Annotated in this window: 12 protein-coding genes; 1 reads left to right on the top strand and 11 read right to left on the bottom strand. The window is 44.7% G+C overall.

The window, feature by feature from the left end; all coding sequences use genetic code 11:
• Positions 1-6: 6 nt before the first annotated feature.
• The 6 genes from pilM to GT575_RS06110 all read right to left on the bottom strand — a co-directional run bounded on the left by pilM (position 7) and on the right by GT575_RS06110 (position 7,493).
• Positions 7-1,620, bottom strand: a complete 1,614-nt coding sequence (gene pilM / locus GT575_RS06135) for a type IV pilus assembly protein PilM (RefSeq protein WP_022216709.1) — start codon at positions 1,618-1,620, stop codon at positions 7-9.
• A 560-nt stretch (positions 1,621-2,180) separates the two neighbouring features.
• Positions 2,181-2,606, bottom strand: a complete 426-nt coding sequence (locus GT575_RS06130; RefSeq protein ID WP_022216710.1) for a type II secretion system protein — start codon at positions 2,604-2,606, stop codon at positions 2,181-2,183.
• Positions 2,607-2,750: 144 nt separating this feature from the next.
• Positions 2,751-3,167 carry a type II secretion system protein gene (locus tag GT575_RS06125; protein WP_055144040.1) on the bottom strand — a complete coding sequence of 139 codons (417 nt, stop codon included), beginning with the start codon at positions 3,165-3,167 and terminating at the stop codon, positions 2,751-2,753.
• A gap of 18 nt (positions 3,168-3,185) precedes the next feature.
• Positions 3,186-4,394, bottom strand: coding sequence for a type II secretion system F family protein (locus GT575_RS06120; RefSeq protein WP_161171708.1), 1,209 nt, complete (start codon positions 4,392-4,394; stop codon positions 3,186-3,188).
• 220 nt (positions 4,395-4,614) lie between these two features.
• Positions 4,615-5,676, bottom strand: coding sequence for a type IV pilus twitching motility protein PilT (locus GT575_RS06115; RefSeq protein ID WP_022217246.1), 1,062 nt, complete (start codon positions 5,674-5,676; stop codon positions 4,615-4,617).
• A 74-nt stretch (positions 5,677-5,750) separates the two neighbouring features.
• Positions 5,751-7,493: a GspE/PulE family protein gene (locus GT575_RS06110; RefSeq protein WP_015533121.1), complete on the bottom strand. Its 1,743-nt coding sequence runs from the start codon at positions 7,491-7,493 to the stop codon at positions 5,751-5,753.
• 284 nt (positions 7,494-7,777) lie between these two features.
• Here GT575_RS06110 and sigK point away from each other — a divergent pair, with 284 nt between their 5' ends.
• Complete coding sequence (gene sigK, locus GT575_RS06105; protein WP_015533122.1) at positions 7,778-8,398, top strand: RNA polymerase sporulation sigma factor SigK; 621 nt, start codon at positions 7,778-7,780, stop codon at positions 8,396-8,398.
• Between the two features lie 19 nt (positions 8,399-8,417).
• On the opposite strand, the gene GT575_RS06100 is transcribed toward sigK, so the two are convergent.
• The 5 genes from GT575_RS06100 to GT575_RS06080 are packed head-to-tail and all read right to left on the bottom strand — an operon-like array spanning position 8,418 to position 12,840.
• Positions 8,418-9,647 carry a peptidase U32 family protein gene (locus GT575_RS06100; protein WP_055144916.1) on the bottom strand — a complete coding sequence of 410 codons (1,230 nt, stop codon included), beginning with the start codon at positions 9,645-9,647 and terminating at the stop codon, positions 8,418-8,420.
• 25 nt (positions 9,648-9,672) lie between these two features.
• On the bottom strand, positions 9,673-10,314 hold the full coding sequence (locus GT575_RS06095) for an O-methyltransferase (protein WP_015533124.1): 642 nt from the start codon (positions 10,312-10,314) through the stop codon (positions 9,673-9,675).
• A 15-nt stretch (positions 10,315-10,329) separates the two neighbouring features.
• The gene (locus GT575_RS06090) at positions 10,330-10,770 is read right to left on the bottom strand and encodes an endolytic transglycosylase MltG (protein ID WP_022217242.1); all 441 of its coding nucleotides are present in this window, start codon (positions 10,768-10,770) and stop codon (positions 10,330-10,332) included.
• A gap of 45 nt (positions 10,771-10,815) precedes the next feature.
• Positions 10,816-11,163, bottom strand: coding sequence for a YlbF family regulator (locus GT575_RS06085; protein ID WP_015533125.1), 348 nt, complete (start codon positions 11,161-11,163; stop codon positions 10,816-10,818).
• Positions 11,164-11,175: 12 nt separating this feature from the next.
• Positions 11,176-12,840, bottom strand: a complete 1,665-nt coding sequence (locus GT575_RS06080) for a ribonuclease J (protein ID WP_022217240.1) — start codon at positions 12,838-12,840, stop codon at positions 11,176-11,178.
• Between the last annotated feature and the right edge of the window lie 2 nt (positions 12,841-12,842).

Genomic DNA, 12,842 nt, shown 5'->3' with positions numbered 1-12,842 from the left:
CCCTCCTTAATTAACTGATACTTCATCTGTTGAAGTCTCGGTGTCATCTGCATTTACATCCTTGTAGATACATGTAACTGTAAAGTCGTATGTTGTATCCCCGCTCTGCTGATCCACATTCTCAGTGACAGACTGAACGAATGAATTGTCTATGCACTCTATATCCTTGAGGTTTATTGCAAATGCAGCTATATCCTCGTACGACTTCGTGTTACCTGTGAAACTAACCTCTGTTGAAGATGAATCAAACGCTGTAAGACTGATTCCCTTTGGCATCTTGTCCTCAAGCTCCGCAATAAGTGTTCCAACATTCTCATTGAGGTTCTCTGTGTAGCTGTACATATTCTGAGCATCCATGTATACAGACTCTGCATCCTCATAGTCCTGTACGATCTGCTCTATATCCTTGATAGAATCAATATCTCTGTTCACCTGGTCAAGCTTTGACTGAGCCTTGTTCTTCGCTATGAACGAGTACGCTGTAACACCACCTGCAACTATGACTGCTATGATGATAAATGCTATAACCAGTGGTGTTGTGTCAACACTGCTTGCACCGCCCTTGCTGCCAGTCTCACCAAGCTCGAAGCCCATAGGGTCAAAGGCAGCTCCGATAGGAACCATGAGATATACAGGATTATAAATCTTAAGATCAATCTTTGGGTCAAATTTGATGTTATACAATGTATCCATTACTCTGGTTGATACATTGAGCTGAACCTTGAACAAGCCGTCGATTCCCTTGATAAGGGCTCCATCACCTGTGAGGAATACATCGTCAATAGGCTTATCAGGATTCTTTGATGTGAAGAAGTCCATCACACGGCCGATATTGTTGATGAGATATCTGAATGCTCCTGTTATAGCATTGTCATCGAAATCAACTGTGAGAAGTCTCTCGTTCTGGAGAAGAGTCATAGCTGTAGTTGCATCCACGCCCTTCGCATCCATAACTTCGTTGACTACCACATTGGTACCGTACGGAACTGTTCTCTGAAGGAGAAGTGTATCTCCTTTTACGATGTTGAGCACTGTTGATTCACTGCCCAACTGGATTACCATAGTTGTCATTGCCTCTGTTGTCTGAGTCTTGATCAACTGAAGCATTGCATTACCAATATAATCAAGTGCTACTACTTTCAGTCCAGCCATAGCTGCGAGATCATAGTATGATCTTACCATGTTCTCTGGTGCAGCGACTGCAAGAACTCTGAGCTGCTTGTTATTCTCTTCATCAGTAACTGTCTCAAGCACTGTATGAGACACTACGTAATCCTCTATATTAACAGGGAAATACTCTGATGAGTTCGCATTAATAATTCCTTTGATTTTGTTCTCCTTAACGAAAGGTACAAGAACCTCTCTGTTAACGATCTTTGTAGAGGTAAGAACGAATATCGCGTTCTTGTTTGTTATTCCATTTGCTGAGAGCTGAGACTTGATCGCCTCTGCTATTCTCTCTTTGTCTCTGATCACGCCATCCTCATAGGCATCTTCCGGTGTCTCGAAGATGATAGCGTTGTGTATCGTTGACTGCTTCTTGTTTGAAGGTGTAACTTCAACGATAGTAATACTTTCATTTGTAATGTCGATTGTTAAGACTTTATTATTACTCGCCATTTTTATAGCCTCCCTCGCTAATCAGTAGTTTTGTATGGAAAATTCCACATTGCTTTGAGTACCAGCTTACCGCTGTTCACCCCATTCATATAATTGTTCCGGATAAGTGCTTTCCGGATAAAGGTCAACATTCTGTCACCCTTTTAATAGCTCATCTCATCCACATAATGACCCTTTTATATAGAAGAAACTCACTGAAAAATAAGTACCAGCTCTACCTAGGTAAGCCAGTTGCCGCCATAAGTCATGCTATGTGACATGTCACATATACAAAAAACCGCTGACTGCAAAGAAAGAGTGAGTATAAAGGATCAGACTATATAACACTCTATATAACATTCTTTCCTTCATATTCAGCTCTGTGTAAAGATATAGCAACCGGGGAAAATCCCCAGCTACTATAAATATAAATAGTAGATAATGTGTCAGCACCTGACGATGATCACACTCACTGCCTGTACGAGGTTGCAACAGGTATAATCACCGTCTGTGCTACACTTATGTAACATCAATCATGTTCTCATGAACAATCCGTAAGTTTACACAAGTCTGTCAGAATCTTACTTGTATTCTGCACATACGTCTGGGTAAAGCTCTGAACCATCAACTGTTACAGTGAAAGTAGACTTGTCTGAGCTAAGTGTAAACATAAATGACTGATTCTTATCATACTTTGGCTTGTATGCAGCTGAACCAAGCTGTGATACAACCTCGCTTGTAAATGCAGCGCCAGTTCCTGTTACTGCAACAGGCTTTGTTGTTGATAATGTATAATCACCAGCTTCTGCTGCATCGTAAGCTGCCTCTACTGAAAGTGCGTTTGTAACTGCTGTTGCGATTGTCTGTGCATTTGATACATCTGTTGATCTTCTTGACTTAGCGATGTACTTGATAAGTGCCGGTGCAAGAGCTCCAGCAAGGATTGCCATGATAGCAATAACGATAATTAACTCTACTAATGAGAAACCTTTGTTGTTTTTCTTCATAATTTTACTCTCCTTTTTAGTTGTTTATTGTGTGTTGTTATGTGCTTTGCACTATATCAAACCGGCATCCTCGTTCTACCGGGTTTAACCTTTTAGTTATCATGCAGGTCATACATGATATATCAAATAGCTACCAAACGTATGTTACTTGTAAGCATCACACACATCCGGATACAGCTCTGAGCTGTCCACCTTTACGGTGAATGTAGCCTTATCACTATTGACTGTGATAGTGAACTGCTTGTCCTTGTCATACTTTGGCTTGAATGTACTTGTCCCAAGCTGACTTGTGACTTCTGATGTGAACGCATTCGATGTGCCAAGCTGTGTGCCATCGGTATTCACCGGGTAATCACCAGGTGTGGCATCATCATATGCCTTCTCTACCGATAAGGCATTGGCGACTGCCGTCGCTATAGTCTGGGCGTTCGACACATCGGTCGATCTTCTTGACTTTGCTATGTACTTTATGAGCGCCGGTGCAAGTGCTCCGGCAAGAATAGCCATGATTGCTATGACTATGATAAGCTCCACCAGTGAAAAGCCTTTGTTTCTGTTCATCTAACTTCCCTCTTTTGTTTATACATTGTCCATAGCGTTGTACATACTCATGATAGGTCCATATACCGCTGCAACTATCATTCCTACAACGCCCGCAAGAAGTACCATGATCATAGGCTCCATAGCGGCTGTAAGTGCATTTGTAGCAGCCTCAACCTCTTCGTCGTAATAGTCAGCGACCTTGTTAAGCATCTCTTCTATATCACCTGTCTCCTCGCCAATCTTAGTCATGGCCGAGAGCATAGGCGGAAGCATCGTCATATCCTTGAGCGGTTTCGAGAGCGGAACACCCTTTGACACCTGAACTTTAGCATCTAATAATCCATCTCTGATGATCTTGTTGTCCATCATCTTAGCAACCTGCTCAACCGCATCTATCATGGATATACCTGAAGCCATCAATGTACTCATGGTTCTTGCAAATCTTGCACAGGCTGTCTTAACATTCAGATTTCCGAATATTGGAGCCTTAAGTCCTATGTTCGCAAAGAGCTGTTCACCAAAAGGTGTCTTCTTGAAGAACTTAACACCGAACACTATAGCTGCCACTATGATTATGAGCAGCCACCACTTATACATAACGAAATCTGCCGCCGCCATCATCATACGAGTTGCGAGTGGAAGCTGAGTTCCCATCTCCTCAAACATACTTGAGAAGTTTGGTATAACCGCTACCAACACTACTATGATAACTATAACCATAACACAGAGAACTACGATAGGATATGTCATGGCACCCTTGATCTTGGATGACAATGCATTGTCCTTCTCGAAATGCTCTACCAGTCTGTCCAAGCAAATCTCAAGATTACCAGACATCTCACCAGCCGCCACCATGTTGATCATGATAGGCGGGAATACATCCGGGTTAACTCTGAGCGCATCCGCCAGAGTTCCACCTTTCTCTACATATGTACGCGCATCTGCTATGGCCTTTCGCAGCGTCTTGTTCTCGATCTGATCTCCCATCAGCTCCAGTGCGGATATGATGGTAACACCGGCCTTGATGACCGCTGAGAACTGTTTACAGAATACACCCAGGTCTCTTGACTTGACCTTCTTCTTAAATCCTATACCCCCAAGCGGGCTGCTCTGCTCCGTCAGACTCATGATCGAGTAGCCTTCTGACTTCAGCTTCTTCTCAGCACCATCTCTGTTAGGGGCCTCGATGGTACCTTTTTTGTTCTTACCATCTCTGTCAACAACCTTGTAATTAAATACTGCCATTGTCTCTCCTCCGACCCAATCTTAATATTCTTACGTTTTCATGTATCTGCACTTTAAAAGCGCAATAATGCAACATAAATTATATGTAAAATATCTTACTATACCACACAGATTTAATCAACATTTAATTATTTGCACGTTATTTTTTAGACAATGTGCACAATGCGGCTTGGTTATTATACCACATTTTTCCATATGGCAATCGATTATTCCATATATCTTACTGTCCGTTGATCTTCTTTCTCAGGTACTGCTGATCCTGTGCGTATGTCATGGCAACCTCTCTTGTGACGGTCCCTGAAGCATACAGCTCATACAATGCATCGTCCATAGTGATCATACCTAAGGCTCTGCTTGTCTGGATAGTTGACTGGATCTGATGAGTCTTGGCTTCTCGTATCAGACTTCGTATAGCAGGTGATGCAAGCATTACCTCGAAGGCTGCAACTCGTCCGTTGCCGCTCGCTATAGGAAGAAGCGACTGTGAGATAACTCCCTCAAGAACCATCGCGAGCTGAACTCTTACCTGCTGCTGCTGGTTTGTAGGGAAGATATCTATGATACGATCGATGGTACTTGCCGCACCGATTGTATGCAGTGTGGAGAATACCAAGTGTCCTGTCTCGGCAGCGGTTATGGCTGTGGAGATAGTCTCAAGATCTCGCATCTCTCCTACGAGGATGATATCAGGATCCTCACGGAGTGCTGCACGAAGTGCATTTGCATAGCTGAGTGTATCCATACCAACCTCTCGCTGGTTAACTATTGCCTTATTGTGATGGTGAATGTACTCTATAGGATCCTCAAGTGTGATGATGTGATCCGTAAGGTTCTCATTCGCCTTGTTTATAATAGATGCAAGTGTGGTTGACTTACCAGAACCTGTAGGTCCTGTTACGAGAACCAGACCTCTCTTTCTCTTGTAGAGCTCAACAACCTCCCTTGGAATACCAAGCTGGTCAGGTCTTGGGATCTGTGTCTCAACTCGTCTGTACGCTGCTGCCATGTTTCCCTTGTCCATGAATACATTGACACGGAAACGTCCGGTCTCAGGTGAATCGAATGAGAAATCGACCTCTCCTCTGTCCTGAAGTATGGCCTTATGCCTGTCCTTCATAGTAGATCCAATTGCCTCTGCCGCATCAGCAGGTGACAGTGCCGGAACCTCAACCTCGGTGAGCTTACCGTTGATTCTGAGCTTAGGTGGTATACCTACAGCTATATGAACATCTGACGCCTTTGCTTCTACAGAGAAGGCAAGTAATTCCTTCATGTCTAACATAACTTGTCCCTTCCTTTCCCTTTTGCATTAATAATTACAATTTATATATAATCTCATTATATATCTCTTATATCTTACAGCTCTCCCATGTCCACTCCCTCGGCCACGGTCACTGTACTGTGAACAATCTTGTTCATCTCTGCTATGGATGTGATACCATCAAGAACGTGCTTGGCAGCTCCCATCTTCAGTGTGAGCATTCCTTCCTTGAGGGCCTGCTTCTCAATGACATCCGCTGTAGCTCCGGAAGCGATAACAGCCTGAAGCTCTCTTGATACAGGCATCATCTCGTATACACCGATTCGTCCTGAATAGCCTGTGTCGTTACACAGTGGGCATCCCTGTGGCTCGTAGATGATGACATCCTCCTCGTCAGCCGGAACACCGAGCTGAACTCTCTCATCATCCTCCACAAGTCTTGGCTGCTTACATGTGGTACAAAGTCTTCGCACAAGTCTCTGTGCAATAACTCCAACAACAGCATCACCGGCGATGTATGACTCAATACCCATATCGATAAGACGGGTGATGGTCGAAGCCGCTGAGTTAGTATGCAGTGTCGATACAACCAAATGTCCTGTGATAGCGGCCTGTACGGCGATTCCTGCTGTCTCACCGTCTCGGATCTCTCCTATCATGATGATATCCGGATCCTGACGAAGGATAGATCTGAGGGCTGCCGCGAAAGTCATGTCCGCTTTGTTATTAACCTGCACCTGATTGATACCGTTGATGTTCGCCTCGACAGGGTCCTCAACGGTGATGATATTAACATCCTCTGTGTTAAGCTCACTGAGTGATGTGTACAGTGTAGTTGATTTTCCTGATCCTGTAGGTCCCGTTACAAGGATGATACCATGTGGGTTGCTGAGGATATTATCGAAAACCTTCTCCTGCTCTGCATCGAAACCAAGGGCACTCTTCGGTTTTGTCAGACCGTCCTTGGATGTAAGTCTCATAACCGTCTTCTCTCCGAAAACTGTTGGAAGGATAGAAACACGGACATCAAACTCTCTTCTGTCAACCATGATGGTGATACGACCATCCTGTGGTTTTCTCTTCTCTGCTATATCCATACCGCCTATGATCTTGATACGGGCTGTGATACCTGCCAGTATGCTGAGGTCGTATGACATAACCTGCTTAAGTGCACCATCTATTCTGTATCTGACTCTGACGCTGTTCTCCAGAGCCTCTATATGTATATCTGACGCTCTCTGTCTTACTCCGCCTTCGATGATCTGCTTAACCAGAAGTACGATAGGGGAATTATCGATTTCTTCGTTGCCCTCTTCCTCGTCGCCTCCGCCGAGCACATTCTGCTGCTCCTGTCTGTAGGCCTCAGCAGCCTCCATAGCCTGAGCGCTTCCGTAATACTTGTCTATGGCATTCCTGATTCCCTCCTCAGATGCGAGCATCGGCTCTACCTGAAGATTTGTCACAAGACCAATATCGTCCATGGCCATGATATCCATTGGATCTGCCATGGCTACCTTGAGGATGTTCGGGTTATCAGGATCTATCTCTATAGGTATGGCCTGATACTTGGTGACCATGTTCTCAGGCACCATGTGTATAACCTTCTCCTCGATCTTAGCTCCCTTGAGCTCTATGTAGTCAATTCCCAACTGGGTTGTAAGTACCGTAATCAGCATGTCGTTACTTATAAATCCCAGATCAACCAGGGCGTTACCAAGCTTTCTGCCGGTCTCCTTCTGCTTTGCAAGTCCTTCCTGAAGCTGTTCCTCCGTGATAGCCCCCGCTGCTACAAGGACATCTCCAATTCTGATCTTCTTACGTCCCACGCTTAATCGCATTCTCTAAATACCCTCCTCACGTCTCTCGCAATTCTACGCACAGGCAGAATTATCCAAATACCTAAAGCGTATTATATCACAGTATTTTCACATTTTAAACATTTTGTACATATTTAGATACATTTTTTTGCACTTTTATCGGATTTTTGCTTTTTTACAGGGTGGATAGGCACTATTTCTGCACAATAAACATATTATATAAGCAAGCTGACTGTACTAATTGTAAAATAGCCCGTCCAGCAAATGTACAGCCGGTACAATCAATTTACGGGAGCAGTTCATATATGGAAGCGTTTAAAAACCCACTAACTCCCGAAGAAGAGAAAAAATATATTGCGCTGTGCCTGTCCGGCGACAAGGCTGCCCGCAGCATTCTGATAGAGTACAATCTCCGTCTGGTCGCCCACATATCCAGAAAGTACAATTCCGCCGTGAGGGATCCCGAGGATCTTCTGTCCATAGGCACGATAGGTCTCATCAAAGCCATAGACAGCTACAAGCCCGACAAAGGCTGTAAGCTGTCAGGTTATGCCGCCAAATGTATCGAAAACGAGCTTCTCATGACTCTCCGCCACGAGAAGAAGAAGGCGCGTGAGGTCTCGATCTACGATCCCATCGGCACTGATAAAGAGGGTAACGAGATCGTCATCCTTGACATCATAGGTTCGGAGAACGTCAACGTTCTGGACAAAATGATACAGGACGACCACCTGTGCCTGCTTCCCTCCTGCATATCATCGCTCCTCTCATCCAGGGAGAGGGAGATCATATGTATGCGCTACGGTCTTGACGGGCAGTCACCTCTCACCCAAAAGGAGGTAGCCAGGATGCTCGGAATCTCCAGGTCATATGTATCGCGCATAGAGAAAAAGGCTCTTGGCAAATTAAGAGGATGCCTGGATTGACATCCAGACATCCTTATGATCACTCTTTTCTTCTCAGTATAATACCGGTCTCAAGCTCCTTATCAAGCTTCACCCTCAATTTCTGCTTTGGATGTGGCGCAGAGTCCATGCTGTTTTCTTTCTCGTCGTATATCGCCTGAACCTCGCACTCTATATTTGTTCCATCAAAGCCCATGGCTTCAAGCTTCTCTCCCACCAGGAACTTATTCTTCTGCTCAAAGCATACACAGCCATCCGGGGTAACCTCTCTCACAGTTCCAATATACGTATAGTTTTTTACATATGTGTTGCTATCATATATCTGTGATTCTGAGTCTGTCTTCCCGAAATAAAATCCCGTTGTGAACTGCCTGTATGTGCATTTGGCTATCTCTCTCTTGTAGTATTCCATGTTTGCTCTGTACTTCTCTTCTGACTCCATATAATCATCTATGGCTTTTCTGTAGGTTCTGGCAACGGTCGCCACATACAGAGCCGTCTTCATACGTCCCTCTATCTTGAAGCTGTCTATTCCGGCTTCCATCATCTCCGGGATGTACTCTATCATGCACAGATCCTTGGAGTTAAATATATATGTTCCTCTGTCGTCCTCGTTGACAGTCATATACTCTCCCGGTCTGGTCTCCTCGACGATGGAATACTTCCATCTGCACGGATGGGTGCACGCACCATGATTCGCATCCCTGCCTGTGAAGTAGTTGCTGAGAAGGCATCTTCCTGAATATGATATGCACATAGCGCCATGGATAAATGACTCTATCTCCATATCGTCCGGTATGTTTGCTCTTATCTGTGATATCTCCGCAAGGGACAGTTCTCTGGCAGACACAACCCGCTTTATGCCGTGGTCATACCAGAACTTGTATGTCATGTAGTTCGTGTTGTTAGCCTGTGTGCTTATGTGTAATTCCATATCCGGCATAGTCTCCCGAGCTATGGTAAACACACCCGGATCGGATACAAGAACAGCGTCCACACCTGTATCTTTCAGCTCGCCAAAATAAGCTCTTATTCCATCCAGATCATAGTTGTGTGCAAATATATTGGCTGTCACATACACCTTAGCATTATGTGCATGGGCATATTCCACGCCCTGTTTCATCTCTTCTATGGAAAAGTTGTCTGCTTTCGCTCTGAGGCCAAATGCCTGTCCGCCTATATACACTGCGTCAGCTCCATAGTCCACGGCCACCTTGAGCGTGTCCAGTCCGCCCGCCGGGACAAGAAGCTCTGGTTTCTTATCTCTCATATCGTTTCCTCCAACCATTTTTCGTTTATTTCCTGATACTAAGGCTCATTCCATCCCCTATATTGAGTATGGCCGTCTCCAAATGTTCATTGTGGGTGAGCTCGTACAGGTATTCTCTCATCCTTGAATGTATCGTTCTGTTTCTTCTGGTAACTGCAAATCTGCTCTCAAGGACATCTCCGTCCTGAAGCACGTTGTCGCAGAGCAATACCCCCTTCGGAGCTAGCAGCCGTATAGCCTCCGTGAAAAAATTGCCATACTGACCCTTAGCTGCATCCATGAACACCATATCATAGTTTTCTGTCATACCCGGTAATATCTCCAGTGCATCGCCCTCAAGCAGAGTAATCTTGTCTGAAGCCCCGGCTCTGACTATATTCTTCTTCGCCTCTTCTATTCTCGGCTGATAATTCTCTATAGTTGTTATATGTGCGTCATCATCCAGAAATCTACTCATAAAAATGGCAGAAAAGCCAACGGCTGAACCTATCTCAAGAATCTTCTTCGGCCTGTTCATAAGAATCAACATCTTGATGAACTCTCCGGCCTCTCGTCTTATGATAGGTACCCTGTTCTCTTCTGCCTCTCTTCTGATCGAGGTCACAACCTCATCGTAGTCTGTATTGAAGGAATTGATAAATGACGCAAGTCTTTCATCACATACCATAATTATCCTCTCTGTCTATTCCTCGGCACTGTCCTCACCGGAGGAGTCATCACTGCTGTCTCCGCTGCTATCCCCCGAGGAACTCTTGCCATTTCCCGTTATGATCTCTATTATCTCCTGATTTGTATCGCTCGGTGCTATCTGATATGTACCAGGCTGGATATCATCTGCATATCCGCCTATTCTGACCTTCAGTATAAAAGCGTATTTGTCCTTGATGACCTCCGCCGTCTTAAGGGAATCCGCCACATCAAGAAGCGGCTCGTCCTGAGTTATCTGTATAGTTGCCTTACGGTTGCTGCCCGGATCCGCAGCCCTTGTGGCAAACACCTGATACGCAAAATCATACGAGTATGAGAAAGCCTTTACCAATATAAATAAAATACATACATTGATGAATAGTCCAAAAAGGAATCTCAGAATCTTCTTCATACTTCTAGCACTATCTAAAGCCATAATCGTTATTCTCCTTGTTCACAAATACATCTCAGCCAGCGCGAATCACCGGGCGTCCTCATCTATGATATCGAAATCAAGATCGTCCGCTATCTGTTCATATACAAGTTTCATCATTCTCACCAGCTTCTGCTCCGCCCTGATAAAGTCATTGACTATAGTATCATGGACTATGGAGTCATATTCCATGAATAGATTATTAACTTCATCATATGGATTGTCAAGCATTTCGTTATTCTGTATTTCATAATTTTTCTTACGAAATTCCATGAGCTGCTGAAGTTTTTCTGGTTTCTGTCTAAGTTTATCCTTGCAATACTGATAATTCTTGTAGACATCAGAATCCTTGATGCACGCATTCAATTGTCTGCTAAGTTCCAATGTATCTGTCATTTTCTCACCCTTCTACACCTCTGTGATTATAGGAAGGATCATAGGGCTTCTCTTTGTCCTCTTCCAGAGGAACTCTCCCATGTCATCCTTTATCACGGATTTGATCTTACCCCAGTCTGTCACGCCGCGGCTCAGGCATCTGTCGAGAGCCTCCTGACATGTGATCCTGCAGTCTTCCATAAGTGTCTCAGACTCCCTGACGTACACGAAGCCTCTTGACACTATATCCGGCCCTGCAACAAGCTGGTTGCTGTATCTGTCCAGGGTCACAACTATGATTATTAGGCCATTCTGTGACAGAAGCTGTCTGTCTCTGAGGACGATATTTCCAACATCTCCAACTCCAAGTCCATCCACAAATACTCCCTGTGCAGGAACCTTGCCGACAACGTCGAACTTCTCCTCACCGATCTCAAGAACATCGCCTGTGGTCATGATCTTGACATTCTCCTTAGGGATTCCCATCTCAACTGCAAGCTCTGCATGTCTCTTGAGGTGTCTATACTCACCGTGGACAGGTATTGCATATTTCGGTCTTGTGAGCGCATATATAAGCTTGAGCTCCTCACGGCAGGCATGGCCGGATACGTGTGTATCCTCAAATATAACGTGTGCACCCTTCGCCTCGAGCTCATTTATAACCTTGAATACCGCCTTTTCATTTCCCGGTATAGGATGTGAGCTGAAAATGACCACATCACCAGGCTTTATGGCTACTTTATTGTGTATGGATGCAGCTATACGTGACAGCGCAGCCATGTTCTCTCCCTGACTTCCCGTGGTGATGAGAACAACCTTCTCATCCGGGTAGTTCTTCATCTCGCTTATATCTATGAGTGTGTTATCCGGTATGTTGATATATCCAAGCTCGGACGCCGTGGTGATGATGTTCACCATGCTTCGTCCCTCTATGACAGCCTTTCTGCCATACTTGTAAGCTGAATTGATGATCTGCTGTACTCTGTCAACGTTGGATGCAAATGTCGCTATGATGATCCTGTGATCCTTGTTGTCGTTGAACAGGTTGTCAAATGTTCTTCCCACTGTCTTCTCTGACTGTGTGAAGCCCTCCTTCTCAGCATTTGTCGAGTCAGCCATGAGTGCAAGCACACCCTTCTTGCCGAGCTCAGCAAATCTCTGAAGATCTATGGTTCCACCAAATACCGGTGTGTAGTCTATCTTGAAATCTCCGGTGTGGACAATAAGTCCGGCCGGTGTGTATATGGCAAGGGCCGCCGAATCTGCTATGGAGTGGTTTGTTCTGATGAATTCCACTCTAAATGCCCCAAGATTTATATTCTGACCATACTTTACAACCTTTCTTCTGGTGTTGTTCATAAGGTTGTGTTCCTTCAGTTTGTTCTCTATAAGACCCATGGTCAGCTTGGTCGCATAGATCGGCATGTTTAATTCTTTCTCAATGTACGGTATGGCTCCTATGTGATCCTCATGTCCATGGGTAACCACGAGTCCCCTGACCTTGTCCGCGTTTTCCTTGAGATAGGTGACATCAGGAATTACCAGATCGATTCCTAACATGTCGTCCTCAGGGAATGCCAGTCCGCAGTCAATGACTATGATAGAGTCCTCATACTCTATCGCAGTGATATTCATTCCAATCTGTTCCAGACCGCCCAAAGGAATGATCTTCACTGTCTCTTTATTATTCTTATTCAATT

Source organism: Coprococcus sp. BIOML-A2 (genome assembly GCF_009875795.1).
GTDB classification, from domain to species: Bacteria; Bacillota; Clostridia; order Lachnospirales; family Lachnospiraceae; genus Coprococcus; species Coprococcus aceti.
This window is presented reverse-complemented; position numbering and strand designations above follow the sequence as displayed.

Bases quoted from the DNA above. Each gene is read 5' to 3' on its own strand.
- GT575_RS06125 (WP_055144040.1), bottom strand. From the start codon at position 3,167: ATGAACAGAAACAAAGGCTTTTCACTGGTGGAGCTTATCATAGTCATA.
- GT575_RS06085 (WP_015533125.1), bottom strand. From the start codon at position 11,163: ATGACAGATACATTGGAACTTAGCAGACAATTGAATGCGTGCATCAAG.
- GT575_RS06095 (WP_015533124.1), bottom strand. From the start codon at position 10,314: ATGGTATGTGATGAAAGACTTGCGTCATTTATCAATTCCTTCAATACA.
- GT575_RS06120 (WP_161171708.1), bottom strand. From the start codon at position 4,394: ATGGCAGTATTTAATTACAAGGTTGTTGACAGAGATGGTAAGAACAAA.
- pilM (WP_022216709.1), bottom strand. From the start codon at position 1,620: ATGGCGAGTAATAATAAAGTCTTAACAATCGACATTACAAATGAAAGT.
- GT575_RS06090 (WP_022217242.1), bottom strand. From the start codon at position 10,770: ATGGCTTTAGATAGTGCTAGAAGTATGAAGAAGATTCTGAGATTCCTT.
- GT575_RS06115 (WP_022217246.1), bottom strand. From the start codon at position 5,676: ATGTTAGACATGAAGGAATTACTTGCCTTCTCTGTAGAAGCAAAGGCG.
- GT575_RS06130 (WP_022216710.1), bottom strand. From the start codon at position 2,606: ATGAAGAAAAACAACAAAGGTTTCTCATTAGTAGAGTTAATTATCGTT.
- sigK (WP_015533122.1), top strand. From the start codon at position 7,778: ATGGAAGCGTTTAAAAACCCACTAACTCCCGAAGAAGAGAAAAAATAT.
- GT575_RS06100 (WP_055144916.1), bottom strand. From the start codon at position 9,647: ATGAGAGATAAGAAACCAGAGCTTCTTGTCCCGGCGGGCGGACTGGAC.
- GT575_RS06110 (WP_015533121.1), bottom strand. From the start codon at position 7,493: ATGCGATTAAGCGTGGGACGTAAGAAGATCAGAATTGGAGATGTCCTT.